The sequence below is a fragment of the Streptomyces sp. NPDC001941 genome (assembly GCF_040296945.1).
In the GTDB taxonomy this organism is placed as follows: domain Bacteria; phylum Actinomycetota; class Actinomycetes; order Streptomycetales; family Streptomycetaceae; genus Streptomyces.
The window spans coordinates 1-21,867 of the sequence record NZ_JBEOYE010000124.1 but is presented as its reverse complement, the minus strand read 5'-3'; the positions used below and the strand labels follow the sequence as shown (position 1 = coordinate 21,867).

Annotated in this window: 15 protein-coding genes and 1 pseudogene; 9 read left to right on the top strand and 7 right to left on the bottom strand. The window is 66.0% G+C overall.

What is annotated here, in order from left to right:
* Positions 1-112 precede the first annotated feature (112 nt).
* Positions 113-412: a transposase gene (locus ABT160_RS42130; RefSeq protein WP_351654340.1), complete on the bottom strand. Its 300-nt coding sequence runs from the start codon at positions 410-412 to the stop codon at positions 113-115.
* 57 nt (positions 413-469) lie between these two features.
* Here ABT160_RS42130 and ABT160_RS42125 point away from each other — a divergent pair.
* The 3 genes and pseudogenes from ABT160_RS42125 to ABT160_RS42115 all read left to right on the top strand — a co-directional run.
* Positions 470-697, top strand: a pseudogene (locus ABT160_RS42125) (transposase family protein); the annotation flags it as partial.
* 103 nt (positions 698-800) lie between these two features.
* Positions 801-2,276, top strand: a complete 1,476-nt coding sequence (locus ABT160_RS42120; protein WP_351654333.1) for an NF041680 family putative transposase — start codon at positions 801-803, stop codon at positions 2,274-2,276.
* Between the two features lie 149 nt (positions 2,277-2,425).
* A complete protein-coding gene (locus ABT160_RS42115; protein ID WP_351654331.1) occupies positions 2,426-3,463 on the top strand; it encodes an NAD(P)-dependent alcohol dehydrogenase in 1,038 nt (345 codons plus the stop codon).
* Between the two features lie 129 nt (positions 3,464-3,592).
* Here the strand turns inward: ABT160_RS42115 and ABT160_RS42110 are convergent, their stop codons facing one another.
* The 3 genes from ABT160_RS42110 to ABT160_RS42100 form a co-directional block, all read right to left on the bottom strand.
* Complete coding sequence (locus ABT160_RS42110) at positions 3,593-4,372, bottom strand: SDR family NAD(P)-dependent oxidoreductase (protein WP_351654338.1); 780 nt, start codon at positions 4,370-4,372, stop codon at positions 3,593-3,595.
* A gap of 92 nt (positions 4,373-4,464) precedes the next feature.
* Positions 4,465-6,342, bottom strand: coding sequence for a 1-deoxy-D-xylulose-5-phosphate synthase (locus tag ABT160_RS42105; protein WP_351654336.1), 1,878 nt, complete (start codon positions 6,340-6,342; stop codon positions 4,465-4,467).
* Positions 6,343-7,093: 751 nt separating this feature from the next.
* On the bottom strand, positions 7,094-7,837 hold the full coding sequence (locus ABT160_RS42100; RefSeq protein WP_351654329.1) for an SDR family NAD(P)-dependent oxidoreductase: 744 nt from the start codon (positions 7,835-7,837) through the stop codon (positions 7,094-7,096).
* 760 nt (positions 7,838-8,597) lie between these two features.
* On the opposite strand from ABT160_RS42100, the gene ABT160_RS42095 reads away from it, so the two are divergent.
* Positions 8,598-9,050, top strand: a complete 453-nt coding sequence (locus ABT160_RS42095) for a VOC family protein (protein ID WP_351654327.1) — start codon at positions 8,598-8,600, stop codon at positions 9,048-9,050.
* Between the two features lie 33 nt (positions 9,051-9,083).
* On the opposite strand, the gene ABT160_RS42090 is transcribed toward ABT160_RS42095, so the two are convergent.
* Positions 9,084-9,839, bottom strand: coding sequence for a methyltransferase domain-containing protein (locus ABT160_RS42090; protein WP_351654325.1), 756 nt, complete (start codon positions 9,837-9,839; stop codon positions 9,084-9,086).
* Between the two features lie 1,361 nt (positions 9,840-11,200).
* Here ABT160_RS42090 and ABT160_RS42085 point away from each other — a divergent pair.
* The 4 genes from ABT160_RS42085 (at position 11,201) to ABT160_RS42070 (ending at position 17,047) form a co-directional block, all read left to right on the top strand.
* Entirely contained in the window at positions 11,201-12,832 is a 1,632-nt protein-coding gene (locus ABT160_RS42085; RefSeq protein ID WP_351654323.1) for a thiamine pyrophosphate-dependent enzyme, read from the top strand.
* 20 nt (positions 12,833-12,852) lie between these two features.
* Positions 12,853-14,007 (top strand): Glu/Leu/Phe/Val dehydrogenase dimerization domain-containing protein, encoded by a 1,155-nt coding sequence (locus tag ABT160_RS42080; protein WP_351654321.1) that lies wholly within the window; start codon positions 12,853-12,855, stop codon positions 14,005-14,007.
* A 23-nt stretch (positions 14,008-14,030) separates the two neighbouring features.
* Positions 14,031-15,470 (top strand): class-II fumarase/aspartase family protein, encoded by a 1,440-nt coding sequence (locus ABT160_RS42075; RefSeq protein WP_351654319.1) that lies wholly within the window; start codon positions 14,031-14,033, stop codon positions 15,468-15,470.
* A gap of 230 nt (positions 15,471-15,700) precedes the next feature.
* Positions 15,701-17,047 carry an MFS transporter gene (locus tag ABT160_RS42070; protein ID WP_351654318.1) on the top strand — a complete coding sequence of 449 codons (1,347 nt, stop codon included), beginning with the start codon at positions 15,701-15,703 and terminating at the stop codon, positions 17,045-17,047.
* A gap of 104 nt (positions 17,048-17,151) precedes the next feature.
* On the opposite strand, the gene ABT160_RS42065 is transcribed toward ABT160_RS42070, so the two are convergent.
* Both ABT160_RS42065 and ABT160_RS42060 read right to left on the bottom strand, forming a co-directional pair.
* Positions 17,152-18,999 (bottom strand): lyase family protein, encoded by a 1,848-nt coding sequence (locus ABT160_RS42065; protein WP_351654316.1) that lies wholly within the window; start codon positions 18,997-18,999, stop codon positions 17,152-17,154.
* 110 nt (positions 19,000-19,109) lie between these two features.
* Complete coding sequence (locus tag ABT160_RS42060) at positions 19,110-20,159, bottom strand: ADP-ribosylglycohydrolase family protein (RefSeq protein ID WP_351654334.1); 1,050 nt, start codon at positions 20,157-20,159, stop codon at positions 19,110-19,112.
* A 1,504-nt stretch (positions 20,160-21,663) separates the two neighbouring features.
* On the opposite strand from ABT160_RS42060, the gene ABT160_RS47175 reads away from it, so the two are divergent.
* A partial coding sequence (locus ABT160_RS47175; protein ID WP_502984401.1) for a hypothetical protein occupies positions 21,664-21,867 on the top strand: 204 nt, incomplete at its 3' end.

Sequence of the window (21,867 nt, the reverse complement as noted above, 5' to 3'; positions counted from 1 at the left end):
GATCCTCTCCCGACGCCGCACTCACCCACCACGGAGCATCGAGGCCTTGAAAGCCATGATCGAACGTCACGATCTCGAAGATCGAAGCAAGCAGTAGTTACTTTACGGCTCCTCACCAGCGCGCCTCCCCGGCGAAATACTTGGCAGCCTTCCGCAGGATCTCGCGCTCCTCCTCCAGCTCGCGGATCTTCTTCCGCAAGGCCGCGTTCTCCGCCTCCAGCGGGGCCGGCGGCAGGGCTGGTTCCTGCGTCCGGCGTCCTCGAGGACGGCTTACTCCGGCAGCCCGCACCCAGTTCCGCAGCGTCTCCGGGTTAATCCCCAGATCGGTGGCGACCGACCTGATCGTCGCTTCCGGCCGCGACTCATAGAGCGCGACCGCGTCCGCCTTGAACTGCGGCGGGTAGTTCTTCATGACCACGAGATGTCCGTCCTCAGATCCTCAGGATCCAGTGTCTCGTGTGTCCAGGATCAAGGGTCAAGGCCCACCGTCCGCACCCCCTACTACCACCACAAGATCCAGCCACCCCACTACCAGCAGTACAACCGCGACCACGCCCGCCTCCGCGCACCCGGCGAACGCGCCTTCGCCCAACTGAAGTCCTGGCGCATCCTCCGCCGAGCCCGATGCTCCACCAACCGCATCAGCAGAATCGTCAGGGCCGTCCACACCCTCCTGACCTGCAACTATTCAGGATGAAAGAGGCTCAGTGGGGTTTGCCCAGATCAGGGCACGTGGGAACGGCCTTCCGCTGATGCTGTGCTCCGTCACAGATACACCGTTCAGCAGGAGGGCCGTGAAGATGAGCCTGTCGTGCGTGGGTGTCCCGCAGGACGCCATCGGGCAACTGTCATGCTTCCGGGCGGACTTCTACGACTCCTTGACCGGACGTGCGGATGCGCTGTTCGAGCTGACGGACGCCCTGCTGTGCACGGACGGGCCGGTGAAAACCCTGGTCGGACTGGCTCTTGCACCCGAACACCGGCGCGGGCATGGCGCGTTGTACGGCGGTCTCAACCGGGGCCGTGTGGAGGTCGCCCGGCTGCGGCGGGTGCTGGCGTCGGTGCCGCTGCCGCGGGCGGCCGACGGCCGTCTGGTCCTGGCCGTGGACGTCTCGCCGTGGCTGCGGCCCGACGCTGCCACCAGCGACGCTCGCTCGTTCTGTCACACCTACGGCCGCGGTGAGAACAAGCACCTGATGATTCCGGGCTGGCCCTGCTCGTGGATCGTCGCGCTGGAGACGGGCCGTTCCTCGTGGACCGCGCCCCTGGACGCGGTACGGCTCAGGCCGGGCGATGACCTCGCCGCCGTGACCGCCACCCAGGTGCGGGGCCTGGTCGAGCGCCTGGCCACGGCGGGCCAGTGGAACGAGGGCGACCCACCCATCTGGATCGTGCTCGACGCCGGCTACGACGTGATGCGTCTGGCCTGGCTGCTGTCCGACCTGCCCGTCGAACTCCTCGGGCGCCTGCGCTCGGACCGGGTCGTGCGCCGCCCGGCACCCTCCCGCGAGGAGTACTACCGGACCCATCCCCGCGGTGGTCACCCGCCCCGGCACGGCGGCGAGTTCATCTTCAAGGACGCCAGGACCTGGGGCGCCCCGGACGCGGAGACAAAGACCGCCACCACCCGCTACGGCACTGCCCGCGCCCAGAGCTGGGACCGGCTCCACCCCGAGCTGCAAGGGCGTGCCGCCTGGCGGGAGCACCCCGGCAGGCTCCCCGTCATCGAGGGCACCGTGATCCGCCTCCAGGTCGACCACCTTCCCAGCGGCGGCGACCCCAAGCCTCTGTGGCTGTGGTGGTCACGGCCCACCGCCACCCCGGTGGAGACCGACCTGGCCTGGCAGGCGTTCCTCAGAAGATTCGACATCGAGCACTTCTTCAGAATGATCAAGCAGACCCTGGGCTGGACCGCCCCGAAACTGCGCGACCCCGAAGCCGCGGACAACTGGACCTGGCTGATCGTCGCCGCCTACACCCAACTCCGCCTCGCCCGGCCCCTGGCCATCGACCTGCGACGCCCCTGGGAACGACCCGTCCCCTCGAACAGGCTCACGCCCGCCCGGGTCCGACGCGGGTTCCGACACCTGCGTGCCAAGATCTCAACCCCAGCCGGAGTGCCAAAACCCTCCAGGCCCGGCCCCGGACGCCCACCCGGCTCGAAGAACCGCCGCCTCGCCGAACGCTACGACGTCGGCCTGCTCCTGGTCACCGGCGAACTCCACCGCCGCCCCACCCACCACAAGACCGGCACCAAACCACGCCGAGCTGGATAAACCACAAGCTTACGAGCTATCAGGGCGGCGCCCGACGGCCGTGCCCGCTCGAGATTCACTCCGGCCGAGTGCATTGCCCGCTCCCCCTGCGGGCAGGGTTAGCGTGTGTTCACCTAGCCGGCCGGAAACCACTGAGGAGTCAGGTCGTCATGAAGGCACTTCGCTATCACTCTGTCGGCGCCGCCCCCGAGGTGGTTGAGGTACCTGATCCGACACCCGGACCGGGGCAGATCCTGCTGAAGGTAGCGGCTGCGGGTGCCTGCCACTCAGACCTTTCCCTGATGTCCAGGCCCGCTGCGGCCCTTGCGTACCCGCTTCCGCTCACCCTCGGACACGAGGGCGTAGGCACGATCGAGGAACTGGGGAGCGGCGTCGGTGCCTTCCGTGTGGGCGAAGCGGTGGCCGTATACGGCCCCTGGGGGTGCGGCAGGTGTCGCCCCTGCCTGCGCGGCGAGGAGAACTACTGCGTACGCGCCGAGAGCTTGGGCATCCGCCCACCTGGCTTTGGCAGCCCTGGGACCATGGCCGAGTACATGATCATCGATTCATCGCGTCACCTGGTGCGGCTCGGGGATCTCGATCCCGTATCCGCTGTCTCTCTCACGGACGCGGGCCTCACCCCGTACCACGCCATCAAGCGCTCCCTACCCAAGCTTAATCCCGGAGCCACTGCTGTCGTCATCGGCAGCGGCGGTCTGGGGCACGTCGCCATCCAGTTGCTGCGCGCGCTCACTGCGGCTCGGGTTGTCGCCCTTGACATTTGCGAGGACAAGCTCGCGCTTGCGCGGACGGTAGGCGCCCATGAGGTCTTCCGCTCAGAGGCGGGCATGCTCAAGAAGGTCATGGAGTTGACGGACGGACACGGAGCGGAGGCCGTCTTCGATTTTGTTGGCGTCCAGTCCACTGTCGAGACTGCGGGTGCACTCGTCGCCCTTGATGGCGACGTCATGATCGTCGGCATGGGCGGCGGCGTGTTGCCCGTCGGCTTCAGGAAGCCAAAGTACGGGGTGCGCGTTACGGCGCCGTACTGGGGCAGCCGCGGTGAGCTCATCGAAGTACTTGATCTCGCCCGAGCAGGCCTCGTGCGCGTGCATACCGAGACGTTCCCTCTCGAGCAGGCGCCCCGTGCCTACGAACGCCTTGGTGCAGGCCACATCGACGGACGTGCGGTGGTGCTCCCGCACTAGTGAGATGGGCCTGCGCCTGGCCGCACCCTTGCTGCACTCGGTACCGGCGCCGCGGAAGCCTTCCCCGGCTGGGCAGGGCCCTGGTGCTCGGTGCCGGCGGTTGCTTCGCTCGTCCTCGGCCCCTGGAGGTCAAGCGGTGCTTCCTCCATCGATGACGAGGTCGTGGCCGACGATGTAGTTGGCTTCAGCAGAGGCCAGCCACAAAACGGCCGCCGCGACTTCGCGGGGCTCACTGACTCGTCCGGCCGGAATGTTGAGGCGGGCCCGGGTGTCGCGGTCACGGGTTGTCTCGCCCGGCCGGTAGGACATCGGTGTGTCACTCGGCCCTGGGCTGATCAAGTTGATGCGTACCCCGTCGGCAATGTGCTCGCGTGCGGCCGTGCGTGTGAGGGCGTCAACGGCGGCCTTTGACGCTGCGTAGGCTGCCAGGCCGGGTGGTCGGCGGTGTGTGCCGATGTTGGATGCCGTGTTGACTATCACACCGCCTCCGTGGCCACGCATATACGCGATCTGATGCTTCATCGACAGGAACGTCCCCGTGACGTTGACGTCCAGCACTGCCTGCCACGTTGCGGGATCCAGGTCGGCGACAGTGGCGTGCGCGCCCACGATTCCAGCGCTGTTGAAGGCGATATCCAGGCTCCCGTGGCGCGCAACGGTCTCGGTGACCATGCGGGATGTGTCCCTTTCCTGTGTCACATCCGCGCAAATGTAGTCGACTCTGCCTCCGTGGCCAGCTTTCGCGGCTGCTTCGCCGATGGTTCGCACCGCCTGCTGCAATGGAGCGATGCTCCGCCCCACCAGTACGACGGTGGCGCCCTCCTTGGCGAATGCCAACCCGGCAGCTTGACCGTAGGAGCCGGAGCCGCCGGTCACAAGAACGGTATTCGTATGGAACCGGCCCATCATCATGATCACCTACGCTCTCGGCGTTATACGGGTGCTCCTGGGCCTGGCTCTTCCTCCCGGAGAATGAAAGACCAGGCCGGTGCGGAGCTGGGTCACACGGCGGTGGAACGCACGTGGTGCAGGGCGGTGGCCGTGAGGTCTGCCGCGGTGACCTTGTGCTGTTCCAGGAGCGGCTCGCGCTCGCCGGATTCGATGAAGGCGTAGGGCAGGCCGAAGACCCGTACCGGGGTGCTGACGTCGGCATCAGCACAGGCCTGTGCGACGGCCGCGCCGACGCCGCCGACACGGGTGCCGTCCTCGATGGTGATGACGAGTGTGTGTCGGGCAGCCAGCTGCGTGATGGTGCGGTGCACAGGGAGAACCCAGCGGGGGTCGGCCACGGTGGCGCCGATTCCGTGCGATGCGAGCTGGCGGGCCGCCTCGAGCGCGGGCATGGCCATGGTGCCGACCGCGACGATCAGGATGTCTTCCGGGAGATTGGCCGTGCGGTAGAGGATGTCGGTTTCCTCGATCCGTGTCACTGCGTCGATGTCAGGTCCGGTGGCTCCCTTGGGGTAGCGCAGCATAGTGGGCCCGTCATGGGTCTCCAGGGCCTCTTGCAGTGCCTGGGCCAGACGGGGTGCGTCCCGCGGTGCTGCCACGCGCATGCCGGGGACAATCGCCAGCAGGGTCATGTCCCAGAGTCCGTGGTGGGACGGGCCGTCGGGTCCGGTGATCCCGGCCCGGTCCAGGACGAAGGTGACGGGTAGTCCGTGCAGCGCGACATCCATCAGAACCTGGTCGATGGCGCGGTTGAGGAAGGTGGCGTAGAGGCAGACCACGGGGTGCAGTCCGTGCATGGCCATGCCGGCCGCGGAACAGACGGCTTGCTGTTCGGCGATTCCGACGTCGAAGGTCCGCTCGGGGAAGGTGGCGGCAAAGTCCTTCAGGCCGACCTGGTGCATCATTGCCGCAGTGATCGCCACCACATCGGGGCGCTGGGTGGCCATCTCGATGAGCTGCTGGCCGAACAGGGCCGTCCACGGCGTTCCCGCCTGGGGCTTCGTGGGGGGCACCTGCGGGACGTCCTTCGGGGCAGGGACAACCGCCGATTCTGGTGGCCTGCCGGTGGCCGGATCGAGTTTGCCCACGTAGTGCATGTGATCCGCGTCGTCCGCCTCTGCCGGCTCGTAGCCGCGGCCCTTAGCGGTGACGACGTGGACGACAACGGTCCGACCTAGTTGGGCTGCGTGACGCAGTGCGTCCTCGGTGGCGGCGATGTCGTGACCGTCGACAGGTCCGAGGTAGGTAAGGCCCAGCTGGTCAAACAGCGTGGGCGGCTTGTGTGCGCTGATGTCTCGCGCCGGGGTGTGTTCGCGCAGCCGTTTGAGGTGGTAGGCGATTCCGCCGATGGTAGGCGTGTAGGAGTGGCCGTTGTCGTTGAGTACCACTACGACTGGCTGGTCCGGATTTTCTGCCAGGTTGTTCAAGCCCTCCCATGCCAGCCCTCCTGTCATGGCGCCGTCGCCTATGACGGCCACCACATGGCGCTCCCCTGCAGCGCCGGCTTCCTGGGCGTCGCTCTGGTCAGACGGTCGGCGTTGCAGGCGAAGGGCCTTGGCGATTCCGTCAGCGTATGCCAGTGCGGTGGAGGCGTGTGAGTTCTCTACCCAGTCGTGCTCCGACTCGGCACGCATCGGATAGCCCGACAGTCCTCTATAGCCGCGCAGTTGGTCAAATTCACGCTGCCGGCCTGTAAGGATCTTGTGCACGTATGACTGGTGTCCGGTGTCGAACACCACCACGTCTCTGGGGGAGTTGAAGACACGGTGCACAGCGAGAGTCAGCTCCACTACCCCTAGGTTGACACCGAGGTGCCCGCCGGTAGCGCATACCTTCTCCACCAGGAAGTCGCGAATCTCGGCGGCCAGCGCAGGAAGGTGTTCGGGTGGTAAGGCCTTGAGCTCCTCCAGCCCCTTGATCGTGGCCAGCAGGCTCCGAGGAATGCTGGTGGCTGTGTTGCGGTTCCTGCTGGGGGGTGCCGCAGTGCTTTCGGTCTGAGTTGAGACACACGGGTGCTTTGGGGGCCGTGATGACGCCATGAAAGGATCACACCTTCACTGGGACTCGGTGAGGTTCAGTGTTCTGGTCGCCCGTTGTTGTGGAGATTGTGCAAGCCCGGTAGGGCAGCGGCAGTTTTTCGCTGCATGGTGTCGTGGTCTCGCAACATTGGCTACTACACCGGTGGTGAGGGCGGGCCATGGGCTCTGGCGCGTGGTCGGTTCTCTGCGGCGGGCAAATACTCTCGCGCCTGCCTTCGCTGCAGATCTCGGACACAAGAGTCTTGCGATTTCTGGGCCGTCCACATGCATTCGGCACTGAATCAGCACAGTGACCCGCCACGTTTCGCACGTGCGGGTTCTTCGCGGTGGATTCTACCGGTCAGTTGGTGCTCTTCACACCCCCAGGTGTGCCTCAGATTCAGATCGTCTCAAAACGAACCGGCCAATTCTCGTTAGCCTTAGCCACCTTGAGATACCGAAATGTTGACCACTGTGCCTCATGTGCCGACGGGCGTGCTGCTTCAGACATGGCCCGGGTCGGGCGATGTGTGCACGCCCGCGGCAGCCTTCACGCGGGCGACAGGCGCCAAGACGGCTCCGTCAGCACCCGTGCCCGTTGCGGATACTGCTGACGGAGCCGTTAGAAGAGGCGTCACGACTGAGTGATGGTGCCGTTCTGTTAACGCGCGGAATAGCCCCCGTCCACCAGGTGATAGCTGCCCTGGATGAACGAGGCGCGATCGGACAGCAGGAACGCGACGAGTTCGGCGACCTCGTCGGGCTGGCCGAGCCGGCCCTGGGGATGCAGCTCGACGAGGCCACCGGTGTCTGCCTCCAGCCCCTGGACCAGCGGTGTCTCAATGAAGCCGGGCCCGACGGCATTTACCCGGATGCCTTGCGTGGCATATTCGAGGGCTGCCGCCTTCGTGAGGCCGACTACTCCGTGTTTGGAAGCCACATACGCTGATGCCCCCGCAAAACCGTTGGTGCCGAGGATAGATGCGATGTTGACGATTGCTCCTCCGCCTGCTTCGACGATCGCGGGCAGCTCGTAGCGCATCGAGTAGAAGACTCCGTTGAGGTTGATGTCGATGACGCGTCGCCAGGTCTCGATGTCCAGCCCACCGACCGGTTCCCCCAGGCTGCTGATCCCCGCGTTGTTGACCGCCAGGTGCAGGGCGCCATATGTCTCGACGGTGAACTGGACAGCGTTTTCCAGAGATTCCGGATCGGCGACGTCCATCTGAACCGCTGCGGCCCTGCCGCCACTTTGCTCGAGCTTCTCGACTGCGGCGAGGGCACTCTCCTGGTTCAGGTCGGCTACGACCACGCTGGCTCCGTCTGCTGCCAGCCGCTGGGCGATCGCGAACCCGATGCCTGAGGCACCTCCGGTGATCATTGCCGTCCGGTCCTGGAACTCCATGACTCTCCCTGGTGCTGTGTGTGTTTCTCCCGTAATGGGCTGCAGCGCACCATGCGCCCGCCCGGTGCGGGTGAGTCGCCTCCTTCAGCAGCAGGTGACTGCGTGGTCCTAGGCCAGCCTCGCCGCATGCAACCTCGGCAACTGCCAGGGCTGCGCTCCGCACTGCGGGCGGACCCGCGACGTGACCGATCCGCCGGGGCAGTACTACCTGCGACGGCCTGCCACGCACCCACCAACTACCCAGCGTAGCGACTTCCTCACATTCCATGGTGTGCATGTGATGGGCGGGGACGCAACTGGACAGCGGACGGACAGGAAACGCCCCCGCGCCCGGACACTCCACCACCTCCCAACGCAACGCAGTCCATACCCGTGATACGCCTCTGGCACCCGGGCCCCAGAGGGTTCCAGAGGGACAGTAAGGGACCGATCCGCCCTGCATCTCGCGTGCCCCAGTGCCATCCGCTCGCCACTCTTGAGATCTTTTCAAGCCGATATCCGCGACCAGATATCCGCCCGCACCCTAAGGCCGGCATGCCCAAATCCCACGAAAGCACTTCCCGCGGACATGCGAGACCGACCAGGCGCCATAGCCTCGCGACCGGCCGAAACTCTCCGCAGCAGCCCTCAAACCAGGTCGACAAATCTCGTCCTAAAAGGATCTGCAAGCGTATTTGACGGCCGCCAGCGTATTGCTAGGCCAAGTTCCAGCGTGAGACCGTAGCGCTGAAATCCCCCTCAACGACGGGACCTTTCAGCGATGACCAGCTTCTACCATGTCGGTTTCACCGTTCCCGACCTCGAAGCGGCGATGCGTGACCTGACTGCCACCGTGCACGTCACCTGGGGAGATCCACAGCGAAGCCAGGTCGCGGGCGTCGACTACCGGATCGTACTGACAGATGGAGGATCCCCCTTCATCGAGCTCATCGAAGCGCCTTCCGGCGGCCCTTGGGGTGACACCAGCCAACCGCGTTTTCACCATCTCGGTTACTGGACGTCGGACCTCCTCACTGCGCAAGCCCGCCTCAATGAGGGCGGGTTCACCGAGGTATTCTCGGGCCTACCGCACAAACGCCAGTACACCTACCACCGGATGGCAAGCCTGGGAACTCACATCGAAATGGTCGATGCGAGCATCCAGGAACCATTCCTGCAGGCTTGGCATCCCGGTGGCCCTTCCCTGCCCGTCATTGAAGAGCATCGCCCCTGATTCCCCGCAGCGAAAGACGTCGCGGAGCTCCCATCAGCTCGGGGCTCCGTCAGACGTCTTTCTGGCAACGAAAACCAGCCGCCAGCCGTTCAGCTCTTCGGACGGGCGCAGCAGGCGATTATCGTGCACTTGCAGTACCTCGAATCCGTGGCGTGCGAGGGCAGCGCGGCCTTCGTCGCTCGAGGTGGTACGGAACTCCACGTAGTCTCGGACGGGTTCCGCGCTCTCATCGTCGATGGACCTCCAGAGACGCTCGCGGATCAGCTTGCCGTGCTCCATGCGGTAGACGGACTGCCCCCTGAGAGAGCCGACCGTGAAGTCGCAGGGCATGTCGGTGGCGAGCTCCTCGGGCCTGTTCACCACCTCCATGACGAAGAGCCCGCCTGGGAGCGTGTGAACGGCCAGGCGCGAAAGTGCCGCATGGAAGTCGTTGTCGTCATGGAGGTTGCTGAGGACGAGGCCGACGCAATAGACGAACTCGTACTGGCGGCCCAGTTCCATGGACCGCAGGTCCGCTACCTGGAATGTGATGTTCTCGTGCTGCGAGGCGGCGTAGTTGACCATCGGCTCCTGGACGTCGACGCCCGTGCAGTCCGCAACGTAGGTGGAGAGCTCTCCGAGGTCGCGTCCGGTCCCGCAGCCTGCGTCGAGAATCGACCCAGGTGCGCCGGTGAGGTAGGTCTGCGAGACGTGCCGGATCGTATCGGCTATGTCGTCGACCATCCCCGCCCATGCCTCGTCGTAGAGTTCCGGGGAGCTGTAGAGCATGTTCTTGACGTTGGGCAGCATAAATCCTCCGGATACCGCAGAAGGCTGGTGAAACTCAGGCCTTGGCATATTCGCGTCATTGGTGTGGCGTCATCCTCCTGTTCCACCCTGGACGACATCTTCCTGGTGGACGCCAGGCAGAAGCGCAGCGCACGAGACGAGGTTCATGGATCTGAGCGGATTTCTGTGCGCGTAGCTGGACGGCGGCACCTCGTGCAGCCGGCCCCGTAGGTGTTGGCAAAGCCGCGGAATGGGGGTTTCTGGCCAGGTTGTCGCGGCTGCACCCAGGCGGGGGTACTGCTTCTTTGGCACCAAGCAGCACAGTGCGGTACTCGTTGAACGAGGACCGGCTGTGCCGCCTGGAGGCGTTTCCTCGTGCGGGTAGGGGCATCTGGTGTCGCGCCCCGCTTGCCTGTTGCGGTCTCTGGGGTTGCCACGCTCTGTATGGCAGCAGCCCTAGCATTCACAGCTGGCTGACGGAGGCCTCCGCCCTGGCCCGGTCAGTGGTACCACAGGGCAGGCCTCAGAGTCGATGGCACGCCCGCACCCCCTCCGCACGCTCCGTAAGCTGGTGGCAAACACGGAAACGACTGCCGAGGGGCGGTACTTCTCCTCGCCGACGGTACGTTCGGCGCCGTTGTGCCAGGTTGTGCGCGGGTTGGCCGCCAGTGTCTGCTCGTGCATCTTTCATGCTGCGCAAACAACCTCTTTTGCGTCTTCGTACCCTTCGAGGCCGACCCTATGCCGCGCACTGGGTCGGTGGCGGGCGCGTGGGAGGCACGAGGGGGCGCACAGGTGAGAGGCTTCAAAGTCCACTGTGAATATGCAGTGTGGCCGAAGGTTGACTCTTCGTCAGGTGCATGATTATTGCGGTCTTGCCGCGTGTCACCGTGCAGAGTGACCATGACCGCGGCTGGGAATCAGCATTCGAGGGCCCATGCCAATAGTCGAGCTCCTCTCGCTTACGAAGCTGTGGTCAGGAGATCCGTGCTCCAACACGTGAGGAACCTGCTCTATGACATCCCCGCAGACGGCAAGGCGAAGACCTGCCTGAAACGTGCCACACCAGCGAGGGTTGGACCGTTCACTGTCCGCGCCGCACGTGTACGGCCGTACCTGCCTCAGCCCACCGGTGCCGCCGCCTCCTTCTCCGCGAGCACGCCAGTAACTCACACTGCGGCAGCGAGGGCTGGCCGCCAGGCACAGCGACGCCACGATGCCTCAGCAGGCGTCGCGCGCAGCGTCCTCCAGCGCGCGGAGGATGGCATGAACCGGGCACGGCGCGGACGCCGCTGTCACCTCCTGCACCGTCACCATCCCCGGCCGCCCGGTCTCTGTCGTCGCCAGGAACAGGCCCTGGTGGCTGTCCCCAGGGAGAACGCGTGAGCAGCACCGCGGCAGGCACCCTGGTCAGTGGGCTGCAGGCCTTTGGGGTGGACCGAGTCTTCTGCGTCCCGGGCGAGAGCTATCTCCCTGTTCTGGACGCGCTGCTCGACACGGCGATCGACGTGGTCACCTGCCGGCATGAGGGCTCAGCCGCATTCATGGCTCTGGCGGATGCGGAACTGACCAAACGCGCTGGTGTCTGCCTGGTGAGCAGGGCTCCGGGAGCCGCCAACGCGCTCATCGGCGTGCAGGCCGCACACGAGAACGCCACTCCCCTGGTGTTGCTCGTGGGCGACGTCAGCCACCAGGTTGCAGACCGCGAAGCGTTTCAGTACTTCGACGCGAGTCTCATGTTCGGCAATGTCAGCAAGGCCGTGTGGCAGCTGAGCAACCCAGCCTCCGTGGGCGAACTGATCAGCCGAGCATTCCGGCTTGCCGAGTCGGGAACCCCCGGTCCGGTGGTCCTCACCCTGCCTCAGGACATCCTGGCCTCAACCCACCCCTGTCAGCCTCCCCTCCGGCGCATAACGGTGGCTCCGCCAGAACCCTCACAGGCACAGATGAGCACCGTTCACTCCGCGTTGAGACAGGCCGAGCGCCCACTGCTGATTGCTGGATCGCTGCTGGACCGTCCCCAAGCCCGAGTCCTGACCCGCTTCGTGGCGGAACACCACCACCTGCCGGTGCTCCCCGCCAACAAGCACCCGCACCTCATGCCCAGCGCTCACCCCTACCTCGGCGGCCGTCTCCACCATGCTGTCCCTGCGGCACAACGGGCCCTGTACGAACAGGCCGACCTGATCCTGGCCGTCGGCACCAGGCTCGGCTGGGTCGTGACCGACGCCTACACCTTTCCTGCCGCGCCTGGTGTGCAGCAGCGGCTCGTGCACGTCTATCCCGACGCCTCCCGCATCGCTGCGCGTTACCAGCCGGATCCCGGCCTGGCAGTGGACCCTGTGGCCTTTCTGGCCAAGCTTGCGGAGCTCCCGGCCGTCCAGGCTCCGCACTCCCCCTGGCACAAGGCGCTGCGCGACCTGGAGGCGGACACCGCCACGTGGCGGTCTGCCACGGCTCCCGACGGCGTGCTGACAGGCGCGGTTGCAGACGCCGTCAACGACCTGACCGGCGGTGATCTGACGGCGGTCATCGATTCCGGGGCTTTCACCGGATGGCTGCTGCGCTACCTGCGCTTCACCGAGCGCGGCCGGCTGCTGGGCCTGACCTCCAGCTCGATGGGTTTCGCAGTGGGCGCAGGCATCGCAGCCGAGCTTCGTGCGCCCTCGGCCATGCCCACGATCGTTTTCGCCGGGGACGGCGGATTCCTGATGAACGGCAGCGAACTGGCCACCGCTGCGGCCCGCAACGCCCGTGTGATTTTCATCGTGCTGAACGACAACAGTTACGGCTCGATCCGCAGACGCCAGGAACTGGCTTTTCCCGGGCGGCCTGTCGCCACCGATCTGTCCAACCCTGACTTCGTGCGCCTGGGACAGGCCTTCGGACTACTGGGCCTGAGTGCCGACCGGCCGGTGGACGTCCGGCCCGCACTGAAGAAAGCCCTTCAGCACCAGGGCCCTGCTCTCATCGAGATCCGCACCAGCAGGTCACAGCCCGTCCCTTCGCCCTAGATCCCGGAGAGAGGACACAGATGGAAAACACCCTGGAGTTCGTGGATGCTGTCACGAACGCCCGCGGATGGCTCGTATACCACGACGACGCCTTCACGCTGTCCGCTGGCGGGTGCCGCATGCGCGCAGGGCTCACCTCGGCTGAGCTGAGCACGCTCGCCCAGCGGATGTCGCTCAAACAGCGTGCTCTGGGCGCCAATGTCGGCGGCGCCAAATGCGGACTCGACATCGACCCGGCCCACCCGGAGGCAGAGGCCGTCCTGAGGCGCTTCCTGGACACATTGCGGCCGGAGCTGACCACCCGATACAGCATGGGCCCCGACATGAACACCGAGTGGGAGCAGCTATCCCGCCTCGCCCGACAGGTAGACGTGCCCTCGCTCAAGATCGCCGTCCAGAAGGCCCAGGGACTCAGCGAGGACGACTTCCAGGCCCGCCTGGCCATCCTGTCCGCTCCGCTCGGCCGCGGCCCACTTGGCCAGCGCCGGGCCGGGCACGCGCTGGCTCACGCCGCTCTCGCAGCAGCCGATCAGGCCGGCATTACCCGGCCGGTCCGCTATGCCCTGCAGGGTTTCGGTAACCTCGGCCAGGCTGTCATCGCCTCCATGCGGGACGCCCATGCTGCCCTCGTGGCCCTCGGGGACGAGACGGGCTGTCTGTACGACAGCAACGGCATCGACCCCGGGTGGCTGCTCACCGCACGCCGGCGCACGCCGGTACCCGAGCTGGCCAGCATGGCAACACGTGAACGGGGCTGCGAAAAGTTGTTCAGCCGGCAGGCCGACGTGCTCATCCTGGCCGGCGGCGCCGATGCCCTGACCGCCGAGCAGGCCCGCAGCGCCCCGTACGCGGCTGTAGTCGTTGGCGCCAACTACGGCCTGAGCCAGGAGGCCGAAGACGTCCTGCACAGCCGCGGCGTGATCGTGGTCCCCGACTTCATCGGCGGGATCGGCGGTCCGGCCTCCATGGAGGCCCTCTTCGGAACCCCTCACATCCCCGACGCAGACGAGGTCCTGGACCGCCTCGCGCGCATCATGCGCGGCCTGATCGAGGACCTGGTCACCACCGGCCGGGCCCGGGGGCTGACCCCGACTCAAGCGGCCACGTATCTCGCCCTGGCCAGCACCTCCGATCCCCACGGCCGCCCGTACGGACACTGCCGCTACCTGACCTGACCCGCGAACGAGAGGGCCACACCATGACTCACCGAGAGCGATGTCGCCACGAGCGCGGGCACATCACCGACTCCGTCCTGTCCGGGAACTCCTACGCCACCCCCGCCAGCCGCGCCATCTTCTGCGACGTGTGCCGATTCCAGCGATGGCTCGACACCGAAGCCGCGCTCGCACTGGCCCAGGGCGAACTCGGCATCATCCCCCAAGACGCCGCGCGGGCCATCGCCCGGCACGCCAACCTTGAAAGCATCGCCACCAGCGACATCCTGCGCGAAGCCGCCAGCAGCGGTCACACCCTGGTCGGGCTGCTGCGTGCACTGTCCGCTGCCACCGGCAGCCGGGCGGGCGAGTACGTCCACTTCGGGGCCACCACCCAGGACATCCAGGACACCGCACAGGCACTGGAGATGCGTGACGTGCTGGACGTGGCACAGCCTGTACTCGAGCAGATCCTTCTGCAGCTGGCCACCCTGGCAAAGGCCGAGGCCGACACCGTGTCCCTGGGTCGTACGCATGCTCAGCCCGCACTGCCGATCACCATGGGCCTGAAGGTAGCCGGCTGGGCCGATGAACTCCTGCGCCAGCGCGAGCGTCTCCTGCAGCTGCGCCAGCGGTCTCTGGTCGCCCAGCTCTTCGGTGGCGCCGGCACCATGGCGGGTTTCGGTCCGCATGCCGAGCAGCTGCTCCAGAGCTTCTCCGACCGGCTCGGGCTCGCGGCCCCCGCCACCAACTGGCATACCGCGCGCGACCGCGTGAGCGAGTACGTCTGCGTCCTGGCGATGCTGTGCGGCTCTCTGGCTCGTATGGCCGAGGAGATCCGCATGCTGACCCGGCCGGAGTTCGGCGAGCTTGAGGAGGTCTGGCAGGAGGGCCTCGTCTGCAGCAGCACCATGCCCCACAAACGCAACCCTGAGCGTGCCGAGCGGATCATCGTCCTGTCCCGGCTTGCTGCGGCGCAGGTAGCGCCTGCTCTTCAGGGCATGGTCAACGAACACGAACGAGATGCCCGCTCCTGGCGCCTGGAGTGGGCGTTCGTCCCCGACGTCTCCCACTACACTCTGGCCGCGCTGGACACTGCGAGTCATCTGATCGCTGACCTACGCGTCAACGCCGAGCGGGCACGAGGTAACACCGAGGATGTCGCAGATCAGATCATGTCCGAACGGTTCATGCTCGACCTCGGTCGCCGTATCGGAAAACAGCAGGCCTACGAGATCATCTACAACCTGTCGCAGCAGGCGCAGCGGGACGGATGCCGGCTGCGTGACCTGCTGGACAAACGACACGACCTGTACTCGGCCACCGACCTCGACGCGCTGGGGGACCCGGCGACGTACGTAGGCGCTTCGGCAAGCCTGGTCCACGGCGTCGCCGCACGGGTCGACTCAGCCCTGGCACAGCGCCCGCCCCTGGTCCGGCCGGTTCAAGGGCCGGTGAGGATACAGGTGCACCAGGGCGCCTGAGCGGCATGCTGCCGCCCCGACCCTCCCCCTCGTGTCTGGGTGCACGGGCAGGCTCCTGCGCTCGCGGGTGACACTGCGGGAGAGGGGCGTGGCGTACGGCGCAGCGTGCTGTCCGCGCGGTCCTGTACCGGCAGTCCACGGCCGGTACAGGATCTGCAACGCCTCTACAGGACTTCCTCACTACTTCGAGAATCCGTGCCCCGGGGCTGAGGCGCGGAGCAAGGGGAGGCATGGGCACATCGGACACCACCGCGTCACACGACCTCGAGCAGCGGCGTATCAAGCGCCTGCAGAACCGGATGGCGCTGTGTGCGGGAGGGGGTGAGGCGTGTGACGGCTGGGTGCTGGGCGTGACCGCGGCTGCACTCCCCCTGGCGCGCAGCGACCTCGGGCTCAGTTCCCTGCAGACGGGTCTTATCGGGTCGGCCGCGCTGATCGGGATTTTCTTCGGAGGGCTCATCTTCGGCTGGCTGACCGACCGTTTCGGCAGGCAGCGTATGTATCTCGCGGATCTTCTGGTCTTCCTGATCGGTTCTCTGGTGCAGTTCGTGGTGACCGACGGGGTCCAGCTCTTCGCCGTGCGGCTTGTCATGGGCATCGCGGTGGGTGCGGACTATGCGATCGCCGGAGCGCTGGTCGCCGAGTTCGCCAGCCCTGAACGCCGCGGCAGACTGCTGGGATCACTCGTCGCCTCGTGGTACATCGGCTACACTGCGGCCGCGTCGTTCGGTCTGGCGCTGGCTGCCTGGAGCACGAACCCGGCGATATGGCGGTGGATCCTGGCCAGCAGCGCGGTCGTGGCCCTGATGGTCCTCCTGGCCCGGCTGGGGACACCCGAATCCCCGCGCTGGCTGGCGTCCAAGGGACGCACTGCTGAGGCTGATGAGGTCAGCCGGCGCTGGCTGGGCCACAGCATCATTGAGGTGGCGCCGGATGCGTCGCCGGGCAGCCGCTCGGAGTTCGCCGTGCTGCTGTCGCCCGGGTACCGGCGGATGACAGTGTTCACCAGTGTCTTCTGGCTATGCCAGACCACTCCGTTCTACGCCATCTCCGTGTTCGCTCCGCAAGTGATGGCGAGTCTCGGCATCGCGGATCATCACGTCAGCGAGATTCTGCTGAACGTGTTCCTGCTGGTGGGCTGCCTCGCTGGGGTCTGGCTGGTCGACCGCACGTCCCGGCGCGCCCTGCTGATCGTGCCGTTTGTCGTCGCCGCAGGGGCCCTGTTCCTGCTCGGAGGACAGCCGAGTGGACCCCAGTGGGTGATCAGCCTGAGCATCGCTGGGTTCGCGCTGGCGCACGCCAGCTCGAGTACCTTGCAGGCGGTCTATCCCAGTGAGGTGTTCCCCACCAAGATTCGTGCCACCGGGCTCGGTTTCGCCGCGGCAGCCAGCAGGATCGGCGGCGCGGTGGGAACCTTCCTCATGCCCATCGGTCTCGACCGATGGGGAATCACACCGATCATGTTCTGCGGCGCCGCCCTGTGTCTGATCGGCGTTGCTGTGTCCGCGGCCTGGGCGCCGGAGACCAAGGGCGTGGATCTGTCCCTGACGAGCGCTCCGCACCCCGGGCGTCGCTGAGCCCGTACAGCAGCAGTTGCCGTGGTTATTCGGACATGGCGACGCGGAAGCGGGTGAGGCAGGCCTCAATCCACCCACCCGCTTCCGCAAGGCGCCAGCCCCGGCTACCGGGCTGCTTCTGCCGCGAGCAGGGCCTCGAACTGCTGCCACCATGGGAGCTCCTCGGACCGCGGCAGCGTCGTCCGGCGGTTCTCGAGCATGTCCATCACACGCTGACGCGTGGCTTGCTCGGCTGCGTCGCCCAGTTCCAGGTCGGCCTGGAGCCTTCGCAGTTCGTCGGTCTCGGTCTCGTCCTCCTCATTGTCGACCAGGGCCGTCCACACCGCGCAGGCATAGATGAGGCTGCGATGTTCCTCGCCGACCTCCTGGCGCGAGGCTGCCGCATCGGGTTCAACTCCCAGTGCCTGGCTGATCATCTGCAAGGACAGCTCCTCCTCACTGGTGATCTGGCCATCAGCCTTGGCGATACGCGAGACCACGTCCAGGATGCGGTGTCGCACCGGCAGCGGGAGGGCGTCGAAGAGGGCGGTGACGCGCTCGCGCTCGCGCTCAATCAGTTCATCGACTACATGGGGGCTGCGCGTGACGTCGGTGAGCGTGAGGGGGTCGAACAGCTCGGCGGCGGCGTTCTCGGACATGATGTCCAGGTCGACAACGGCCTGTGCGATCGAGACGTGGTGCTTCTTGGAGTACAGCGCGGCGCGGACGCCGGCCTCGTAGCCGTAGATGTTCCCCACGACCGCTGCGAGTGCGGAGGTGGCGTCGGCGTGGGCGCGGGCGTTGTCTTCCTTTACCTCGACGCCGGCCAGGCAGCGGTGGGTGAACAGCGGCATGACGCCGGTGAGCAGCGCGCAGGATTCGAAGAGGTTCTTGGTGATCAGGCCGAGCCAGACGTTCGCTTCGAGTTCGCCGCCTTCCACTCCCATGGTGACGGAGGTGTCGTTGCCGCAGACCTGGTAGGCGACCTGAATCATCAGTTCGGGGATGATCGGGTTGACCTTGCCGGGAGTGTAAGAGGAGCCGGCCTGCACAGCGGGAAGAGTGATCTCGTCGATGTCGGTGCCGGACAGGAGCCGCAGGTCGCGGGCGATTTTTGAGAGGTTGGTGGCCAGTCCCTTGAAGGTGGCCGAGAGATAGAGGTAGACGTCGCCGTTCTGGACACAGTCGAAGGCGTTGGGATGCTGGCGCAGCGGCAGGCCGGTGGCCTCCTGAAGCCTCGGGTAGATCCGTTCCAGGTACCCGGCCCCCACCCCGAGTCCGGTGCCGATCACCGTCGTGCCCATGGGTACTTCAAGGCACCGGGCGGCTACCTTCTCCAGTTGCTCGATGCCGCGCTGGGCTACCGCTTGGTAGGCGCCGAAGGTCTGGCCGAACGTCACCGGCACGGAGACCTGCAGACATGTCCGGCCGGGCTTGACGGCGTCCTTGTAGCGTTCAGCCTTGCCCGCGAGGGTACTCTCCATGTCGCGGACCACGCCGACCAGATGCTGGATGTCGCCGTACAGGGCGATCAGTGTGGAGGTGACCATGGTGTCGGTGGTGGACTGGCCGGCGTTCACGTGATTGTTCGGGTGCACGGCATCGTGGCCGATCTCGCCGGTGAGGATCTCGTTGGCGCGGTTGGCCAGCACCTCGTTGAGGTTCATGTTGACCGACATCGCGCCGGCACTGAGCATGTTGACTGGGAACTGTTCGCGTTCGAAGTTCCCGGCGATCACTTCGTCGGCGGCCTGGGCGATGGCATCGGCGATCTCCTGGGTGATGACGCCCACGTCCGCGTTCGCCAGCGCTGCGGCCTTCTTGACTTGGGCTATCGCGGCAACGTAGCGCGGGAAGTCCGCTAGGACCGGTCCGGACACATCGTGGTTCTGCCGTCCCCGTTCGGTGTGCACGCCGTAGTAGAGCTCGTCAGGCAGTTCGATGCTGCCCAGCATGTCGTCGTCAGTCCGCATGGGGTTCCTCCCGATGGGTCAAGGCACGAAAAGTCGGCATTCAAACCGGGATTGCCGCCTCTGCTGGTGCCACGGATGTTGCAGGTGTTGATGGATGGTCGGCGAGTAGCTCAGATGCTCGGCTGGAGGGCAAGACTCGATCGGGCGTGCCACTGCGGGCTTTCTCGCTGCCGACGGTTCAAGAGACGTTCCGCCAGCGTGCCGATGTGGATTCCGGCCGTACTGGGAAGGCACGTGCCGGCAACGGGACCGATAGCCTGCGTCCACTGAGGAGGGAGGGAGGGTGCACCGCAGCGGGCACCTGCCAGGGCTCCCGCGATGGCCGCAGTGGTGTCTGCGTCGCGCCCCATATTGACCGCGGCGAGAACCGCTGGCGCGAAATTGCCGTCGGCGAGGACAAACGCTCCGAACGCAAGGCTTACAGCCTCCGGAGCAACGTCCGTCCAGGGATAGCCGGGGATGACGGCGGCTTGCGCCAGGCCCTGCTCCGCGCGCCCCGGATGCAGATCCCACGGCGCGAGGTCCCGGGCCGTGCGAACGGCCCGGGCAAGCGCCCGGAAGGTCCAGGAGTCCTCAGGAACACTGGCGAGCGCGGCATCGACGACGGATTCGACCGATGCCCCCGTGATGGCGCAGGCAACGCCGCTCGCCACCGCCATGCCTCCGTAGATCCCCTCCCCCTCGTGGCTGATCATGCCATCGACGGCGACCAGACGCGCTGCTTCGGCGGGCTGGCCGCACGCGTAGACCCCAAAGGGAGTGGCCCGCATGGCCAGCCCATCGCTCCACCCATGGCGGTGCTGTGCGGACAGGGGTGCCCGCAACCCGCGTCGGAGGTTCTCCAGCGTGCCTCGTTCGCTGAAGCCCGCGCCCCGCAGACTATCGGCGCCGAGAGGAAGAAGGCAGTTACGCCAGGCCTCTTCGACGTTCTCATGAGTAAGCAGCGAGCCGTGTTTGATCAGTCCCAAGCTCGAGAAAATGGCGTATTCGGTGTCATCTGTACCGGCAGGCTCGTCGCTGACAAATCCCTCGACCCGTCCCCACTTAGCTCTGATCTCTTCTCGGGACATGTTCTCTGCCGGTGCGCCCAGCGCGTCGCCGATGGCGAGTCCGAGCAGAGCACCCCGTCCACGATCAAGCAGGGCTGAGTCCGACAACATCGTGAGACTCACCGGTTCGCCACCAATCCTGTCTATGGGCCGATGTACGGAACATTTACGCCGTTCTACGGATAGCTGCAGCGCCATCGCGAGCTCGATTCCGGCGCGGAAACAGACGCGCGGGCGTTCCCGGGCCTCGCCCCCTACGCTTGCCGGAATCTGCCAAGGCCAGCTCCAGCGATACTCCTGGCCGGTAGCCCTGTGAGGGCATCGACCTCCCATCGACTTCATCACATGCTGTAGAGGAGTGCAATACGGGCTGTTCTCGATGGGCTCGATGCTCGGAAATCCAGACCCAGCAGCCTCAACTACACCGGCAACCCAGAACGAACGTTCACCAGCGTTCGCAGCGCCTCGCGACGCAACGCCCACGTGAGACGCTCACGCGGCCGTGCGGCATTGAGCGCGGTCCTTCTGAGTCGCCAAGCCGTTCGCGCCTGGGGCCGTCACCCCGAGTGTGAAAGCACGAGCTCGTCCGTCGAGACGCCTGCTTAAATTCGGCACTTCCGAATCAGCCCTTCCGCAGCTGACGGCGGAGGCACAGGCCCCGTACACACCGCTCGCCCATCGGCCCTCGCCAGCGACTCTCCAGAGCGCTACACCGGCCATCACACGGCCTGCGCAGCCGCGACGGCGACTCTCCATGGAATTGCCTCGCATCGGGGTCAGTCCTGGCGGCACGTGTCGGCCTTGGTGCAGCAACGCCCGCGTTCGGCTCCTGGCTGCGCACCCCACGCCTGCAGGTCGATCACCTCGTCGCACGGCATTCACCGAACTGGCTCAGCACGCCCTCCAAAAGACCGCTGAGCGATCCGCCTTGCCGGGCTTTCGTATCTCCTAGAGAGCAGTAGCTCCGCTGCAGGCCACAGAGGTCGATGTGCTGGAATGCGCGAACACTGAATGGACGACCAACGCCAACGGCCGCACCAGCAGTCAAGGTGGAATGACAGCGCTGCGTGCTCGCGCGCCAGCGACGAGCTTCCCGGTGCAATCACCCCGATGCACGCCAGTTCCCTCGACGCTCAGCTTCCTGATCTCGATACCTTCGCACTGCCTCACATCATCGATACGGTCCGCACGCGAGGTTACGAAATTGCCGACTTGTGCTCGCTCTGGCGCCCTACTCCCCGAGTTACCGATCAACTCAACTCACTTCCGCATCACGCAACGTAGTTGAGGTCGCAGCGACGGTAAATGTGGTGGATAGTGGGAGGTTGCGGCTCTGCGCTCCTCGCCGGGAACTCGCAGCAGAGCAAGCCGCAGATCTGCGAGTCAGCCACGTAGTTGGAAAGGACGAGCATCATGTTATGCGATCCCAATGGACGAGCGACAGGCGGGTTTCGTACAGCCCTCCTGCTCGCTGCACTGGCACTAGCCCTTGTGGCCGGAGCATCGGACGCACATACCACCGGCCCGGCAGGGAGCAAGGTCATTGTGACGGATCCACATCCTCCATATCCCGACCCAATCCTCCCGAGCATGACAGGACCGTGGACCTGACCCCGTGAAGGGTGGTCAGCTGGCAACAGCTGGCCGCCTTCCGCGTTTCGTACTTTTCGACTGTTCGAAGCTTTCTACGTCCTCCTCTGTCAGCAATCCTGCTCCGATCTCCATGAACGTCTTTCATCCTGAGTTTCCGCAGATCAGGAGGGTGTGGACGGCTCTCACGATGGTGCTGATCCTGTTGGTGGAGCATCGGGCTCGGCGG